Genomic DNA, 16,124 nt, shown 5'->3' on the forward strand with positions numbered 1-16,124 from the left:
TCCATGATTTCCACTCTGCTCGTCGCCAACCGGGGCGAGATCGCCTGCCGGATCTTCCGCACCTGCGGTGAGTTGGGAATCCGGACGGTCGCCGTGCACTCGGACGCCGACGAAAACGCCCTCCACGCGCGCGTGGCCGACACGGCCGTACGGCTGCCGGGCACGGCGCCCGCCGACACGTATCTGCGCGGCGACCTGATCGTGAAGGCGGCCGTCGCGGCCGGCGCCGACGCCGTCCACCCCGGCTACGGCTTCCTCTCCGAGAACGCCGACTTCGCCCGAGCGGTCCTCGACGCGGGCCTGGTGTGGATCGGCCCGCCCCCGCAGGCCATCGAAGCGATGGCGTCCAAGACACGTGCCAAACAGCTGCTGGGGCTGGCGCCCTTGGGTGACGTCACCGCGGACGACCTGCCGGTGCTGGTCAAGGCGGCCGCGGGGGGCGGAGGGCGCGGGATGCGGATCGTGCGCCGGCTCGACGACCTGCCCGCCGCGCTGGAGGGCGCCCGCGCCGAGGCGGCGAGCGCCTTCGGCGACGGCGAGGTGTTCGTCGAGCCGTACGTGGAGAACGGCCGCCACGTCGAGGTGCAGGTCCTCGCCGACACGCACGGCACGGTGTGGGCGCTCGGCACCCGCGACTGCTCCCTCCAGCGCCGCCACCAGAAGGTGATCGAGGAGGCACCGGCCCCCGGCCTCACCGACGAGCTCATCCAGGAGCTGTACGACACCGCTGTACGCGCCGCCCGCGCCGTCGGCTACGTCGGCGCCGGCACCGTCGAGTTCCTGGTCGCCGACGACAAGGCGCACTTCCTGGAGATGAACACCCGCCTCCAGGTCGAACACCCCGTCACAGAAGCCGTGTTCGACATCGACCTGGTCGCCCTCCAACTCCGCGTCGCCGAGGGCCACGCCCTCGAAATCGACTCCCCACGCGCGCGTGGCCACGCCATGGAGGCCCGCCTCTACGCCGAGGACCCGGCCCGCGACTGGGCCCCCCAGACCGGCACCCTGCACCGCCTCACCGCCCCCGAAGGCATCCGCCTGGACACCGGCTACACCGACGGCGACGACATCGGCATCCACTACGACCCCATGCTCGCCAAGGCGGTCGCCCACGCCCCCACGCGCGCGGAGGCCCTCCGCAAACTCGCCGGCGCCCTGGAACGAACCGTCGTCCACGGCCCGACCACCAACCGCGACCTCCTGATCCGCTCCCTGCGGCACAAGGAGTTCACCACCGCCCGCATGGACACGGGCTTCTACGACCGCCACCTCCCCGAACTCACCGATCCCACCCCCGACCCCCTCACCCCCCTGGCCGCCGCCCTCGCCGACGCCCACGGCCGCTCCCGCTTCGCCGGCTGGCGCAACGTGCCCTCACAGCCGCAGATCAAGCGGTACCTGATGGCCGGCGAGGAACACGAGGCCCGCTACCGCCACACACGCGGAGGCGGCCTGACGGCCGACGGCGTACGGGTCGTGCACGCCGGCGCCACGCTCGTCGTACTCGAAGTGGACGGCGTACGAAGGAAGTTCGAGGTGGCGGCGTACGGCGACCAGGTGTACGTGGGTTCCACCTCCCTCACAGCCCTCCCCCGCTTCCCCGACCCCACGGCCCAGCACGCCGCCGGATCCCTCCTCGCCCCCATGCCCGGCACGGTCGTCCGCGTCGCCGAGGGCGTGACCGTAGGGGCACCGGTACGGGCCGGAGAGCCCCTCCTGTGGCTGGAGGCGATGAAGATGCAGCACAAGATCTCAGCCCCGGCCACAGGCACCCTCACAGCCCTCCACGCCACCCCGGGCCAACAAGTGCAGGTCGGCGCACTACTGGCGGTAGTGCAGGAGACCTAAAGGGGCGCGGGGAACTGCGCGACCAGCCACAAACAACCCGCACCCGGAGGGCGCACATGACCCCTACGATCGAATCCGAAGAACACAAGACCCTACGAGCCGCAGTAGCCGCCCTCGGCAACCGCTACGGCCGCGAATACCTCACCAAAGCCGTCGCCGAAAACCGCCACCCCCACGAACTCTGGTCAGAAGCCGGAAAACTCGGCTACCTCGGCGTCAACCTGCCGGAGGCATACGGCGGCGGAGGCGGCGGCATCACAGAACTCTCCATCGTCCTCGAAGAACTCGGCGCAGCCGGCTGCCCCCTCCTCATGCTCGTCGTATCCCCCGCGATCTGCGGCACGGTCATCGCCCGTTTCGGCACCGACGACCAGAAACAACAATGGCTCCCCGGCATCGCCGAAGGCACCCGCACCATGGCCTTCGGCATCACCGAACCCGACGCCGGCTCCAACAGCCACCGCATCACCACGACGGCACGCAAAGACGGCCCCGATTGGCTCCTGACCGGCCGTAAGGTCTTCATCTCCGGCGTCGACACAGCCGACGCCACCCTCATAGTCGGCCGCACAGAAGACTCCCGCACCGGCCGCCTCAAGCCCTGCCTGTTCATCGTCCCGCGCGACGCGCCCGGCTTCACCCGGCACCCCATCGACATGGAACTGAACGCCGCGGAGAAGCAGTTCGAGCTGGTCCTGGACGACGTACGGCTGCCCGCCGACGCACTCGTCGGCGACGAGGACGCCGGCCTGCTGCAACTCTTCGCCGGCCTCAACCCCGAACGCGTCATGACGGCCGCCTTCGCGATCGGCATGGGCCGCTACGCCCTCGCGAAAGCCATCGAGTACGCCCGCGACCGCAGCGTCTGGAACACGCCCATCGGCGCCCACCAGGCCATCGCCCACCCTCTCGCCCAGGCGCACATCGACCTCGAACTGGCCCGCCTGATGATGCAGAAGGCGGCCCACCTGTACGACACCGGGGACGACATGGGTGCGGGAGAGGCCGCCAACATGGCCAAGTACGCGGCCGGGGAGGCCTGTGTGAGGGCCGTCGACCAGGCCGTGCACACCCTCGGCGGAAACGGCCTCACGCGCGAGTTCGGGCTCGCATCGTTGATAACGGCCGCACGCGTTGCTCGTATAGCACCGGTGAGCCGGGAGATGATTCTCAACTACGTCTCCCACCAGACCCTGGGCCTGCCCAAGTCGTACTGATCCGGCACAGCGTTGTGCGAGGAGGAACCGATGTTCCGCAGCGAGTACGCAGACGTATCACCCGTCGAACTGCCCATCCACGAGGCCGTGCTCGGCCGGGCCGCGGAATTCGGTGACGCGCCCGCGCTCATCGACGGCACCGACGGCACCACCCTCTCCTACGAGCAGGTGGACCGCTTCCACCGGCGGATCGCCGCCGCGCTCGCCGAGGCCGGCGTCCGCAAGGGCGACGTCCTCGCCCTGCACAGCCCCAACACCATCGCCTTCCCGACGGCCTTCTACGCCGCCACGCGCGCGGGTGCCTCCGTCACGACCGTCCACCCGCTCGCCACGGCCGAGGAGTTCGCCAAGCAGCTCCGCGACTCGGCCGCCCGCTGGATCGTCACCGTCTCGCCGCTGCTGGACACCGCCCGGCGGGCCGCCGAACTCGCGGGCGGCGTCCGGGAGATCTTCGTCTGTGACAGCGCGCCCGGCCACCGCTCGCTGATCGACATGCTCGCGTCCACGGCCCCCGAACCGCAGATCGACATCGACCCCGTGGCGGACGTCGCCGCCCTCCCGTACTCGTCCGGCACCACGGGCATCCCCAAGGGCGTGATGCTCACCCACCGCCAGATCGCCACCAACCTCGCCCAGCTCGAACCGGCCATCTCCGCCGGCCCCGGCGACCGCGTCCTCGCGGTCCTGCCCTTCTTCCACATCTACGGGCTGACAGCCCTGATGAACGCGCCCCTGAGGATGGGCGCCACGGTCGTCGTCCTGCCCCGCTTCGATCTGGAACAGTTCCTTGCCGCCATCCAGAACCACCGCATCACCGGCCTGTACGTCGCCCCGCCCATAGTCCTCGCCCTCGCCAAACACCCGACGGTCGCGCAGTACGACCTGTCGTCCCTGAAGTACGTCATCAGCGCCGCCGCCCCCCTGGACGCCAACCTCGCCGCCGCCTGCTCGCGCCGCCTGAACCTGCCGCCCGTCGGCCAGGCCTACGGCATGACGGAACTGTCCCCCGGCACGCACGTCGTCCCGCTCGACGCCATGCACGACGCCCCGCCCGGGACCGTCGGCCGCCTCATCGCCGGCACCGAGATGCGGATCGTCTCCCTCGACGACCCCGACAAGGACCTCGGAGTCGGCGAAGCCGGCGAGATCCTCATCCGCGGCCCCCAGGTCATGAAGGGCTACCTGGGCCGCCCCGACGCCACCTCCGCGATGATCGACACCGACGGCTGGCTGCACACCGGCGACATCGGACACGTCGACGCAGACGGATGGCTCTTCGTCGTCGACCGCGTCAAGGAACTCATCAAGTACAAGGGCTTCCAGGTGGCCCCCGCCGAACTGGAAGCCCTGCTCCTCACCCACCCGGGCATCGCCGACGCCGCCGTCATCGGCGTCTACAACGAGGACGGAAACGAGATCCCGCGCGCGTACGTGGTCCGCCAGCCGTCCGCACCCGACCTCTCCGAAGGAGAGGTCATGATGTACGTCGCCGAACGCGTCGCTCCCTACAAGAGGGTCCGCCAGGTCACCTTCATCGACGCCGTGCCCCGCGCAACCTCCGGCAAGATCCTGCGCCGGCAGCTCCGGGAGACCACGTGACACTGATCGGCCGCACCCGCACGCGGGGAGTCGAGACCCTCACCCTCGACTCCCCGGCCAACCGCAACGCCCTCTCGGCAGCGCTCGTCGGCGAACTCGCCGACACCCTCACCGACTGCGGCAAGGACAGCGACATCCGCGCCGTCGTCCTCACCCACACCGGCACCACCTTCTGCGCAGGCGCCGACCTGCGCGACCCACCCCACCCCGACACGCTGGTCGGCCTGCTCCGGCAGATCGTGGAACTGCCCAAACCCGTCGTCGCCCGAGTCACCGGACACGTACGGGCCGGCGGACTCGGTCTGCTCGCCGCCTGCGACATCGCCGCCGCGTCCGACGCGGCCACCTTCGCGTTCACGGAGGTACGGATCGGCGTCGCCCCCGCCGTCATCTCCCTCACCCTCCTGCCCCGCACCGACCCCCGCGCCCTCGCCCGCCACTACCTCACCGGTGAACGCTTCGACGCCACCGAGGCCGCCCGCATCGGCCTGCTGACAGCGACGGGCGACGACGTGGACGACGTACTGGCCCCCGTCCTGGACAGCCTGCGCAAAGCGGCTCCCCAGGCCCTGACCGAGACGAAACGCCTGCTCAGTGGGCGTTTAGGTATGGCTTGCGGTGTTGCGTCGTTCTTGCGGCGTGATCTCTTTGGAGTGATTCACGCCCTACGTGCAGTTTCACGGCCTTCCAGGCTCCAGCCTCGGCGCCTATTTACTCCGCATCTCGCACCCAGATTCCGTCTGGTCTATGGACGTCATGGAAACGCCCAGCCGGTCAAGTACCGCTGTCAGCGGTGCTGTTCGTGTAAGAGCCCTTTCGTGAGCCAGCGCAAGCCGTACCCCAGCGACCTGTCCGACGCCCGATGGGCGTTGATCGAACCGACCTTATCCGCCTGGAGGAAAGCCCGACTCGACCGCAGACCCACCGGCCAGCCGGCCCAGGTCGAACTGCGCGATGTCTTCAACGCAATCCTGTACGTCAACCGCACCGGAATCCCCTGGAAATACCTCCCGCACGACTTCCCCAACCACGGCACCGTCTACGCCTACTACGCCGCCTGGCGCGACGAAGGAATCCTCGCCCAGCTCAACTACGACCTCACCGGCCTGGCCCGCGTCAAGGAAGGCCGCAAACCCGAACCCACCGCCTCCGTGATCGACACCCAGAGCGTCAAGACCTCCACCAACGTACCCCTGACCAGCCAGGGAACCGACGCCGCAAAGAAGATCGTCGGTAGGAAGCGGGGCATCATCACCGACACACTCGGCCTACTCCTCGCCGTAACCGTCACCGCCGCAAGCCTGTCGGAAAACGCCGTAGGAATACAACTCCTCGACCAGGCCAAGAAGACCTACCCCACCATCTCAAAGGCGTGGGTCGACACCGGCTTCAAAAACGCCGTCATCGAGCACGGAGCCAACCTCGGAATCGACGTCGAAGTCGTCAAAAGAAACCCCGAAATCCGCGGCTTTCATGTCGTCAAAAGACGCTGGGTCGTGGAGCGGAGTATCGGATGGATCATGATGCACCGCCGCCTCACCCGCGACTACGAGACCCTGCCCGCCAGCTCCGAAGCCATGATCCACATCGCCTCGATCGACAACCTCACCAAGCGCATAACGGACGAGACCACACCAACCTGGCGAGGAACTTACTAGGAAATAAACGGCAATTCGTCTACATCAAACGCCCTCTCACAGCTAGGGTGCTGGAGACATTCGACCGGGACGCGGCCCACCTGACCGCACTCTCGGCCCGCATGTTCGCCTCCGCCGACGCCCGCGAAGGCATGACCGCCTTCCTCGAACGACGGGATCCCCCATGGGTGCTGTGAACTCGGCCAACACCATCACCACGGTGACCACCGTCGACCGCGTTCCCAAGCAGGACCGCAGCCGCGCCACCCGGCAACGGCTCCTGGAAGCCGCCGTCGCCTGCCTCGCCGAACACGGCTGGACAGGCTCCACCGTCGCCGTCGTCGCCGAACGCGCCGGAGTCTCCCGCGGCGCCGCCCAACACCACTTCCCCACCCGCGAGGACCTCTTCACCGCCGCCGTCGAATACGTCGCCGAGGAACGCTCCCTCGCCCTGCGCGCCCTGTTCCCCCAAGGCGCCGCCGGCGACCGCCGCGCCGTCGTGGCGGCCCTCGTCGACCTCTACACAGGGCCACTGTTCCGCGCCGCCCTCCACCTCTGGGTCGCCGCCTCCAACGAGGACCAGCTGCGGCCCCGCGTCACGGAACTCGAAGCCCGCGTCGGCCGCGAAACCCACCGCATAGCCGTGGACCTCCTCGCCGCCGACGAACCCCGCCCCGGCGTCCGCGAAACCGTCCAGGGCCTCCTCGACATGGCCCGCGGCCTGGGCCTGGCCAACCTTCTCACCGACGACGCCCAGCGCCGCGAAGGCGTGGTGACCCAGTGGGCGACACTCCTGGACGACGCGCTGGGCCGCGTGACGGATGGGGCCGCCTGACGGACGGAGCCGGGTCCTGGACTGAGTCGCGTCACGGATGAGGCCCCGTCACGGACTGAGCCGCTCCACCCGCCAGCTGCCGTCCGCCTGCGCCACGTACCGCAACCGGTCGTGCAACCGGTTCTCCCGCCCCTGCCAGAACTCCACCGCCTGCGCGGCCACCCGGAAACCACCCCAGTGCGGCGGCACCGGCACCTGCTCACCGTCCGGATAGCGGGCCGCCAGCTCGGCGTACGCGGCCTCGAGATCCGCACGGGTCGTGATCACCGAGGACTGCGCGCTCGCCCACGCCCCGAGCTGCGACCCGTGCGGCCGGGTACGGAAGTACGCCGCCGTCTCGTCCCGCCCGGTACGCCGCGCGATGCCGGTGACGATCACCTGCCGGGCCATCGGATACCACGGAAAGAGCAGCGAGACGTACGGGTTCTCGGCAAGGTCGCGGGCCTTGTGGGAGTCGTAGTTCGTGTAGAAGACGAAACCGGTCTCGTCGAAGTGCTTCAGCAGCACCGTACGAGAACTGGGCCGGCCCTCCGCGTCGGCCGTGGAGACCACCATGGCGTTCGGCTCGAACAGCCGCCCCTCCGTCGCGGCCTGCCGGAACCAGCGCGCGAACTGCTCGACGGGAGTGGCGGCCAGATCGGTCTCGGCGAGACCCTCGGCCCGGTAGTGCTTGCGCATCGCGGCAGGATCGGGGTGCGCGGCGGGAACGGCGGCTTCGTCGGTCACGCGATCATCTTGCCGTATGCGCGGCGGGCGGTGGCCTTCGTCACTGACTGGCACTGAGTGCCGCAAACTCTCCCCAAGGGTGGCACTCGGAGATATCGTGCTGAGAGGCCGTCCCGGTTGGGTGACCGCCAGCCGGGCATCACCCCAGTGACCGCCCAGGACCGCGAGTCTTCGAACGCCACGCACACGACCGCGGATCCACCGGGCGATCACCACACTCGCACCAGCTCATGGTCGCCGCACCAGCACCACCCACACGCTGAAGCCCACCCGTCATCACCCCACAAGCCCCACCACCCCCACAAGCCCCACAGCTCAACCCCTCCACAACACCACCCGTCCCAACATCACGAGGAGCCGCCTGATGTCCGACTTCGTACCTGGGCTCGAGGGAGTCGTCGCGTTCGAGACGGAGATCGCCGAACCGGACAAGGAGGGCGGCGCCCTCAGGTACCGAGGCGTCGACATCGAGAACCTGGTCGGTCACATCTCGTTCGGCAACGTCTGGGGCCTGCTCGTCGACGGCGCCTTCAACCCCGGCCTGCCGCCCGCCGAGCCCTTCCCCATCCCCGTCCACTCCGGCGACATCCGCGTCGACGTCCAGTCGGCACTCGCCATGCTGGCGCCCGTCTGGGGCCTCAAACCCCTCCTCGACATCGACGCCGAACAGGCCCGCGAGGACCTGGCACGAGCCGCCGTCATGGCCCTCTCCTACGTCGCCCAGTCCGCCCGCGGCCAGGGCCTGCCCATGGTCCCGCAGCGCGAGATCGACAAGGCCCACTCCGTCGTCGAACGCTTCATGATCCGCTGGCGCGGCGAGCCCGACCCCAAGCACGTGGCGGCGGTCGACGCCTACTGGACATCGGCAGCCGAACACGGCATGAACGCCTCCACCTTCACCGCACGCGTCATCGCCTCCACCGGCGCCGACGTGGCGGCGGCCCTCTCCGGCGCCGTAGGAGCCATGTCCGGCCCGCTGCACGGCGGCGCCCCCTCCCGCGTCCTCGGCATGATCGAGGAGATCGAGCGCACCGGCGACGCCGAGGCATACGTCAAGCAGGCCCTCGACAAGGGCGAACGCCTCATGGGCTTCGGCCACCGCGTCTACCGCGCCGAGGACCCGCGCGCCCGAGTCCTCCGCCGCACGGCCCGCGAGCTGGGCGCCCCCCGCTACGAGGTGGCGGAGGCCCTCGAGAAAGCAGCCCTCGAAGAACTCCACAACCGCCGCCCGGACCGCGTCCTGGCCACCAACGTGGAGTTCTGGGCGGCCATCGTCCTGGACTTCGCCGAGGTCCCCGCCCACATGTTCACCTCGATGTTCACCTGCGCCCGCACGGCAGGCTGGTCCGCCCACATCCTCGAACAGAAGCGCACCGGCCGCCTGGTCCGCCCCTCCGCCCGCTACGTCGGCCCGGGCCCCCGCGACCTGCGCGCAATCGAGGGCTACGAGGACATCGCCCACTGACCGCCTGAAACGGTCCCTGAACGCAGACGACCCGCGAGTCTGGTTCCTCCAGCGGAGGAGCCGGCCGGACGTACCGGCGACTCGCGGGTCGGGTGACTGCTTGAGATTGGGCCGGCTGCACGCGTCTGTCACGCACTGGTCCGGCACCGCACTGGGTGTGGTGACGGGCCGCTAGCCCGCAGCCACCTCGCGCGTCCGGGTTTCATACATGTACCGGATCACCTCCTTTCGTACGTGGGCAACACACTACGAACCGGTCGATCGCCAATCAACCGAATTTCCGAGATGTTGACGGCGCTGGCTCGGGGCGGATGCTGTAGCCGTATCCGTCGCCCCGCTGTAGGAGCCGCAGATTTCAGTGGGAGACGTTGATCCGGCCCGACGGCGTTGCGAGGCTGTGCTGGCCCCTGGCGCGGACCGAGATCCGGCCGGTCCACGTGCCTGCCCACGTGCCTGCCCACTTGCCTGAGGGCATGACCGCCCGTACGAGGTCGCCGGTGACATATCTGAAGTGCTGCTTGGTGCGGGACCGCCGCAGGCGGGGGAAGCCGTAGCGGTCGGGAGTGGTGCGGGCGTAGGAGCCCCGTCCTGTGGCCTTGGCAACCAGGACCTGTTTGGGGAACCGTACGATCCGGTCGCCGCTCTCGTGATCAAGAGGCCCGATGGACAGAGCGTCCATGGTGTGGGTCTTGGCGAGGCCCATGGCGCTGCGGTGGCCTTGGTGAGCCTTCCCGACCAGGTGTGTACGGGTCTGCCGAGCGTGCTGAGTGCTTCGGTGAGCTGCGAGCCGGTCGCGTTCATGGCAGCGGCGTCATCGAGCGGTGCTTTGATCTGTTGGCGGATCTTGGCGAGGCGGTCGGGTCGGTCGGCCAGGAAGACCTCCACGGCTTTGCTGCCCTTGGTCTGGTTGCAGGGGGCGCAGGCGAGGACCAGGTTGGATATCCGGCTGGAACCTCCCCGGCTGCGAGGCCTGACGTGCTCGATGTTCAGGGACACGCCGGTGGCGCCGCAGTATGCGCAGGCGTTATTCCATTTGGCTTGCAGGTACGCGCGAGCGTTGGTTCCGGCGAGGGGGCCTTGCTGGTACTCGGTTCCTCTGAGCGGCTTGCCCGCGCTCATGGAGTGGGTGTCGAAGGAGACCCGTTCGAGGTGGATTTCGGTGACGGGTGCGTATCGGCACAGGCGGCTGGCGATGGAGAGGGTGGTGTCGACGCGGTGGCTTACAGAGGGTGGCAGCCATCCTGCTGGGTGGACGCGGTTGTGTGAGCGGGGTGATCGGTAGCGGCAGTTGGCCGAGCGCCTGCGCCGTCGGTATCCGGCACGTTGCTGCATGCAGGCGCGGATCTGGTCGCTGCGGTGCTGGAGTTCGACCGAGATCAGTCCGCGTCGGATGGTGGCGATGGCGCCGTCTTCGCCGGTCTCCTTTTTCTCGTCCGTGAGGGCGAGGCCTGTGCCCTTGGAGCCAGGGTCGATGCGTAACTGCACGCCGTCGACTTCCGACTCGGCGCGTGTGCGGTCCTTCAATCGGATGGTGAAGGGCACTTGCCGGGCGACTACGGCCCGGCCCTTGCGCAGCAGTTCGCGGGCGCGGGCGGGATGGCAGGGCATGAGGGGCTGCCCGTCCTTGGAGAGTACGAAGACTCTGCTCGCGCCCATACCGCCTTTATACGACTGGTCGTGCGGGGGAGCGTCACCGCTCCCGATCTCTGCCGCGTTCGCCGCCGTGGCGGCGCTCTTGGCGTGACGCCGACGGGCTCGGGTGCCTTGCCCGCCGGTGCGATTCTCGGCGACACGGTGGTGGCGGCCGTGCTGCTCGTGTTCATGCCCCTTGCTGAACGGGCGGCGTCACGGTTGGGGCGACATTGGCGGAGGAACGATCCCGGCCTCGTGAGCCACGACCGCGGCAGCAGCTCGGTTGTCCACGCCGAGACGCGCGAGGATGGAACTCACATGGGCTTTGACCGTTCCCTCCACCACGTGCAGCCGTCGGGCGATCTGCCCGTTGGACAGTCCGCTGCCGAGGTAGGCCAGTACCTCCCGTTCCCGAGCAGTGAGGGAGTGGACCCGGTCGCGGGCAGCGGCGCGCCGGCCGGCGAGGGTGCCCGTGCCGGTCGCCGCGAGGTGCGCGACGACTCGGGCCGCGACTTTCGGTGACAGGTAGGCGGCGCCTTCGGCGACTGCCCGTACCCCTGTGATCAGTTCCTCGGGCTCGCCCGACTTGATCAGGAAGCCGGCTGCGCCGCCGCCGAGTGCCTGGAGGATGTAGTCGTCCTCACCGAACGTCGTCAGCATGATGACGCTTGTGGCCGGCACTGTTCTGCGGATTTCGGCCGCCTCTATGCCGTTGATCCCCGGCATGCGGATGTCGAGTACGGCCACCGCAGGACGGTGGCGCCGAACCAGTTCCACGGCGTCGTGTCCGTCGACGGCCTCTGCGACGACGTCGATGTCCGGATCGGTGGAAAGGACGGCCCGCACTCCTGCGCGGATCATCGCTTCGTCGTCGGCGACCAGCACCCGGATCATCGGATGCTCATGGGGTGAGGGCGTCCAGGGACACCAGTGTGCTGTCCCGGAAGCAGAGCCGGTAGGCGTCTCCCGAACGATCGTCGAAGCGGTCGGCCGTCATGGCGTAGTACTCGCACGTCGTGCCGTGTCCTCTCGGTTCCGGAGCCAGGGGGCTATCGGTTGGAGAACGCGTACGTCGGTGATGTGCTCGTGGGGTGTTCGACCGTGCGGCCGCCGGAGGGGGAGGCGGGGGTGGTGACCGTGATCGCGCGGGTGCTGCCCGAGTGGCGGGGGCGGGGGGTCGGGGCGTTGCTCTACGAGAACGGGCTGGCGTACGCGCGCGTGCTGGGTGCCGATGCGGTCGAGACGTGCGTACTGGCGGTCAATGAGGACGGGTTGCGGTTCGCCGGGGCGCGTGGGTTCGTCGAGGTCGAGCGGTATGTGCTGGACGGTGAGCGGGACGAGTGGGTCGATCTTCGACTGTCGGTCACCGGGTGTTAGCGGTGGGTTGTCGTCCGGTTTCCGCCGCACAACGATTCCTGCAATCTTGTGGGAACCAGGTGTGGGCTGCGTCACGTTCGAGTTGAATGATTGCAAGTGAGCGAAGCGACGTGCCGTACGTGCGGACGCAGCCTGCAGGGGGTCCAGGTGAGTGCTTCCCGGCGTAGTGGGACCACGGACGAACTGGGACCGGACGAGCCCGGGCCGGACGGCCCGGAGGGTTCGGGTGGTTCGGATCTGCTTGCCGCCCTGCTGGACGGCATGGATGCGGCGCTGTGCGCTTTCGACGCCGACGGGGTCGTGACGCACTGGAACCGCGAGGCCGAGCGGATTCTCGGATGGTCGGCGGAGGAGGCCGTCGGGCGGCAGGGCTTCGCCGGGTGGGCGGTGCGCAGCGCCGACGCCGAGGAGGTCGAGGGGCGGCTGATGTCCGCCATGGACGCGCCCGGCCGTCAGGTGCACGAGTTCGCGCTGCTGACGAAGGACGGCGGGCGGGTGCTCGTACGGACGCAGTCCGCGGCCGTCCGGGGGCCGGACGGGAAGCCCGCGGGGGTGTACTGCGCGTTCAGTGAGGTGCACGCGCAGATCGACCTGGAGCGGTCCATCGCGCTGAGCGAGGCCCTGTTCGAGGACGCGAGCTGGGGTGTGGTCCTCGTCGACGCCGACCTGCGGCCGGCGGTGGTGAACGCGCATGCGGCCCGCGCGCTGGGCACGGGGCGTACGTCCGTGCTGGGGCGGCCGCTCGGTGAGCTGCTCGCGCAGGGTGTGGAGGAGCTGGAGAGTGCCTTCACGCACGTCCTGGCGGAGGGTGCGCCGCCGGCGCCCGCCGAGATCTGGGTGAGCGTGCGCACGCCGGAGGGCGACAAGCGGCGCTGCTGGCGCAGTGGGTTTCTGCGGCTGGCCTCGCCGCTCGCGGAGGAGCCGGTGCCGCTCGGGGTGGGCTGGCTGTTCCAGGACGTGACGGAGGCCAAGCAGGGTGAGCAGGAGGCGGCGCTGCTGCGGTTCCGCAGCAATCAGCTGCACCGGGCGGCCCGCGCGGCTGCCGAGTGCGAGGACCCGGCGGAGGCGGCGACCGTCCACCTGGACTTCGCGTTGGCCGGTTTCGCCGACCATGCGTTGATCGACCGGGTGGCGGGTGGTGCGCTGTCCGACACGGAGCCCGCGGGGCAGGTACGGCTGGTGCGGGTGGCCGCCACGCCGTCGGGTGCGCCGGGGCCGAGCCTGCCGACCGGTGCGGCCGGGTTGCCGGTGCGGTATGCCGAGGGGCATCCGGCGTTGCAGTGTGTGGAGCGGATCGGCACGGTGCGGGCCAGTGTCGGCAGCGTGGCGGCCGAGCAGGCGCGCGCGTGGGCGGTGTCCCGGCAGTGGCCGGCCGACGCGGTGCACGCGTTGTGCGCGGTGTTGCGCAGCCGGGCGCGGACGCTGGGTGTCGTGACGTTCCTGCGGGGGAGCGGGCGGAGCGCGTTCGAGCGGTCGGACACGGCGTTCGCCGAGGATGTCGCCGTACGGATCGCGACGGCGCTGGACCTGGCGGGGCTGCTGCCGCCGGACAGGGACTGAGGGGGCTCGGCGAAGTCCGGTGCAGTTCCCCGCGCCTCAAAAGGGGCGCGGGGCTGTACCGATATGCGGCTCCGCCGCGTTGGGGGTCCCCCCCGCTCATGGGGGTCCCCCCGCTCGAGCGAAGCCGAGAGTGGGGGAGAAGCCGAGAGTGGGGGAGCGACCAGCCACGACGCACCCGCAGGTGGCGTACCGGACCTCCAGCGGAGCGTTCAGTGCCGGTAGAAGATCCGGTCCCCGTACTGCTCCAGCACGCGGGCGTTCCAGTCGTGGCCGCCGTCGACGTTGCCGGAGCGCAGCAGTGGGGGTTCGATGCCGCGGTCGGCGAGGGTGCCGACTGCCGTGGCCATGACGGCCTGGAGGAGGGCCGTGGTCACGACGCCCGAGGCGGGCGCGAAGGGGGCGGGGACGGTGTCGAGGGTGAGCTCGGCGTCGCCGACCGCGATCTTCGAGTCCAGCACGATGTCGCAGTGGTCCTTCAGGTATGTGCCGGACGCGTGGCGGGACGTCGTCTGGGCGGCGTAGGCCACGGAGGTCACGCCGATGACCTTCGCGCCGAGGGTGCGGGCGTGCATCGCCATCTCCACGGGGAGGGCGTTGCGGCCGGACAGGGAGATGATCATCAGGGCGTCGCCGGCGCGGATCGGGGAGGAGTCGAGGACGGCGGTGGCGAGGCCGTCGACGCGCTCGAGGGCGGAGCCGAGGGTGGCGGGCATGACGTCGACGCCGACGGCTCCGGGTACGGCCAGCAGGTTCATCAGGGCGAGTCCGCCGGCCCGGTAGACGATCTCCTGGGCGGCGAGGGAGGAGTGTCCGGCGCCGAAGGCGAAGAGGCGGCCGCCGGCGGCGACGGTGTCGGCGAGGAGCGTGCCGGCGGCCGCGATCGGCCCGGCCTCCTCGTCGCGGATGCGGTGCAGCAGGCCGATCGTGGCGTCGAGGTACTGGTCGGCCAGCTTGCTGTCGCCCATGCGAGCTCCTTCGCTGCGCTGCTGTGCGTGCCGGTGTGCGGATCACGGTGCGGTCTGGACCAGTGGGATGTCAATACGGGGGTGACAGCGGCGTCGACGGTGTGCTTACGGCCGTCGCATACCAGCATGTAACCGTCTGGTTTCAACGGCGCGGCACGGTTGTCGGTGGTATCCGGCAGAATTGAAGCCAGGGCCAGCGCACGCGCCGGAGAGCCGTCGAGCCTTCGGCAGATCTCATCGAGGGGCACGTATGTCCGGACTGATCGACACAACGGAGATGTATCTCCGCACCATCCTCGAGCTCGAGGAGGAAGGTGTGGTCCCCATGCGCGCCCGGATCGCCGAGCGGCTCGACCAGAGCGGGCCGACGGTGAGCCAGACGGTGGCGCGGATGGAGCGCGACGGTCTGGTGTCCGTGGCCAGCGACCGGCACCTGGAGCTCACCGACGAGGGCCGTCGGCTGGCCACCCGCGTGATGCGCAAGCACCGGCTCGCCGAGTGTCTGCTCGTCGACGTGATCGGCCTGGAGTGGGAGCAGGTGCACGCGGAGGCCTGTCGCTGGGAGCATGTGATGAGCGAGGCCGTGGAGCGGCGGGTGCTCGAGCTGCTGCGCCACCCCACCGAGTCGCCGTACGGCAACCCGATCCCGGGCCTGGAGGAGCTGGGCGAGAAGGACGGCGCCGACCCGTTCCTGGACGAGGGGATGGTTTCGCTGGCCGACCTCGACCCGGGCGTGGAGGGCAAGACCGTGGTCGTCCGCCGGATCGGCGAGCCGATCCAGACGGACGCGCAGCTGATGTACACGCTGCGCCGGGCGGGTGTGCAGCCCGGTTCGGTGGTGAGCGTGACGGAGTCGGCCGGAGGTGTGCTGGTGGGCAGCGGCGGCGAGGCCGCCGAACTGGAGTCGGACGTCGCCTCCCACGTCTTCGTCGCCAAGCGCTGAGCGGAAACCGTTCAACTCTCCGGGATTCACGGAGTTGGGGGTCCTCACGCCGTCGATCTCGTCGAATCCGAGTCTCCCTGTGCCGAATTGCAGCGCACGGGCGTTCCGCGTGCGAGGCTGTCGCGTGAGGCATATGACCGGGCGTATGGCCGGAGGGGGCGGGTGGATGGGCCGGAGTCGAGCGGAGAGCCCCGGCGCCGTGCGGCGCCGGGGCCTGTCCTCCCCTGTGCTGACCCGGAGCCCCGAGCTCTCAGGGTCATTCCTCACGGACCGGTTTCCCCGAGCGGTCCGCCCCCCCGCAGAACATCTCCCCTCGACGG

13 protein-coding genes and 3 pseudogenes are annotated in these 16,124 nt (G+C 69.8%); 11 read left to right on the top strand and 5 right to left on the bottom strand.

Annotated elements, in window-relative coordinates:
• Positions 1 to 3: 3 nt before the first annotated feature.
• The 7 genes and pseudogenes from ACKTSN_RS26070 to ACKTSN_RS26100 all read left to right on the top strand — a co-directional run bounded on the left by ACKTSN_RS26070 (position 4) and on the right by ACKTSN_RS26100 (position 7,136).
• Positions 4 to 1,848 carry a biotin carboxylase N-terminal domain-containing protein gene (locus ACKTSN_RS26070; protein WP_409471328.1) on the top strand — a complete coding sequence of 615 codons (1,845 nt, stop codon included), beginning with the start codon at positions 4 to 6 and terminating at the stop codon, positions 1,846 to 1,848.
• A gap of 56 nt (positions 1,849 to 1,904) precedes the next feature.
• Positions 1,905 to 3,065, top strand: a complete 1,161-nt coding sequence (locus ACKTSN_RS26075) for an acyl-CoA dehydrogenase family protein (protein WP_409471329.1) — start codon at positions 1,905 to 1,907, stop codon at positions 3,063 to 3,065.
• 30 nt (positions 3,066 to 3,095) lie between these two features.
• Positions 3,096 to 4,664, top strand: coding sequence for a 4-coumarate--CoA ligase family protein (locus tag ACKTSN_RS26080; RefSeq protein WP_409471330.1), 1,569 nt, complete (start codon positions 3,096 to 3,098; stop codon positions 4,662 to 4,664).
• A pseudogene (locus ACKTSN_RS26085) lies at positions 4,661 to 5,269 on the top strand (enoyl-CoA hydratase family protein); the annotation flags it as partial. The gene ACKTSN_RS26080 and the pseudogene ACKTSN_RS26085, both read left to right, overlap by 4 nt.
• Before the next feature lie 213 nt (positions 5,270 to 5,482).
• Complete coding sequence (locus tag ACKTSN_RS26090; protein WP_409467189.1) at positions 5,483 to 6,322, top strand: IS5 family transposase; 840 nt, start codon at positions 5,483 to 5,485, stop codon at positions 6,320 to 6,322.
• A 26-nt stretch (positions 6,323 to 6,348) separates the two neighbouring features.
• Positions 6,349 to 6,498, top strand: a pseudogene (locus ACKTSN_RS26095) (enoyl-CoA hydratase); the annotation flags it as partial.
• Positions 6,486 to 7,136 carry a TetR/AcrR family transcriptional regulator gene (locus ACKTSN_RS26100; RefSeq protein WP_409471331.1) on the top strand — a complete coding sequence of 217 codons (651 nt, stop codon included), beginning with the start codon at positions 6,486 to 6,488 and terminating at the stop codon, positions 7,134 to 7,136. The pseudogene ACKTSN_RS26095 and the gene ACKTSN_RS26100, both read left to right, overlap by 13 nt.
• A gap of 48 nt (positions 7,137 to 7,184) precedes the next feature.
• On the opposite strand, the gene pdxH is transcribed toward ACKTSN_RS26100, so the two are convergent.
• Positions 7,185 to 7,862, bottom strand: a complete 678-nt coding sequence (gene pdxH / locus ACKTSN_RS26105; RefSeq protein WP_409471332.1) for a pyridoxamine 5'-phosphate oxidase — start codon at positions 7,860 to 7,862, stop codon at positions 7,185 to 7,187.
• A 364-nt stretch (positions 7,863 to 8,226) separates the two neighbouring features.
• On the opposite strand from pdxH, the gene ACKTSN_RS26110 reads away from it, so the two are divergent.
• The gene (locus ACKTSN_RS26110; RefSeq protein ID WP_409471333.1) at positions 8,227 to 9,327 is read left to right on the top strand and encodes a citrate synthase 2; all 1,101 of its coding nucleotides are present in this window, start codon (positions 8,227 to 8,229) and stop codon (positions 9,325 to 9,327) included.
• Between the two features lie 355 nt (positions 9,328 to 9,682).
• Here the strand turns inward: ACKTSN_RS26110 and ACKTSN_RS26115 are convergent, their stop codons facing one another.
• From ACKTSN_RS26115 to ACKTSN_RS26125, 3 genes and pseudogenes are all read right to left on the bottom strand, one after another.
• A complete protein-coding gene (locus tag ACKTSN_RS26115; RefSeq protein WP_409475129.1) occupies positions 9,683 to 10,030 on the bottom strand; it encodes a hypothetical protein in 348 nt (115 codons plus the stop codon).
• Positions 10,031 to 10,101: 71 nt separating this feature from the next.
• Positions 10,102 to 10,983, bottom strand: a pseudogene (iscB, locus tag ACKTSN_RS26120) (RNA-guided endonuclease IscB); the annotation flags it as partial.
• 189 nt (positions 10,984 to 11,172) lie between these two features.
• Positions 11,173 to 11,853: a response regulator transcription factor gene (locus ACKTSN_RS26125; RefSeq protein ID WP_409471334.1), complete on the bottom strand. Its 681-nt coding sequence runs from the start codon at positions 11,851 to 11,853 to the stop codon at positions 11,173 to 11,175.
• Positions 11,854 to 12,015: 162 nt separating this feature from the next.
• Between ACKTSN_RS26125 and ACKTSN_RS26130 the strand changes: the two genes are divergently transcribed.
• On the top strand, positions 12,016 to 12,336 hold the full coding sequence (locus tag ACKTSN_RS26130) for a GNAT family N-acetyltransferase (protein ID WP_409471335.1): 321 nt from the start codon (positions 12,016 to 12,018) through the stop codon (positions 12,334 to 12,336).
• Between the two features lie 147 nt (positions 12,337 to 12,483).
• The gene (locus ACKTSN_RS26135) at positions 12,484 to 13,896 is read left to right on the top strand and encodes a PAS domain-containing protein (RefSeq protein ID WP_409471336.1); all 1,413 of its coding nucleotides are present in this window, start codon (positions 12,484 to 12,486) and stop codon (positions 13,894 to 13,896) included.
• A gap of 209 nt (positions 13,897 to 14,105) precedes the next feature.
• On the opposite strand, the gene ACKTSN_RS26140 is transcribed toward ACKTSN_RS26135, so the two are convergent.
• Entirely contained in the window at positions 14,106 to 14,861 is a 756-nt protein-coding gene (locus ACKTSN_RS26140) for an SIS domain-containing protein (protein ID WP_409471337.1), read from the bottom strand.
• Positions 14,862 to 15,111: 250 nt separating this feature from the next.
• Here ACKTSN_RS26140 and ACKTSN_RS26145 point away from each other — a divergent pair, with 250 nt between their 5' ends.
• Positions 15,112 to 15,804, top strand: a complete 693-nt coding sequence (locus ACKTSN_RS26145) for a metal-dependent transcriptional regulator (protein ID WP_129796318.1) — start codon at positions 15,112 to 15,114, stop codon at positions 15,802 to 15,804.
• Positions 15,805 to 16,124: the final 320 nt, after the last annotated feature.

This window comes from Streptomyces flavusporus, from assembly GCF_046267975.1.
Taxonomy (GTDB): Bacteria; Actinomycetota; Actinomycetes; order Streptomycetales; family Streptomycetaceae; genus Streptomyces; species Streptomyces flavusporus.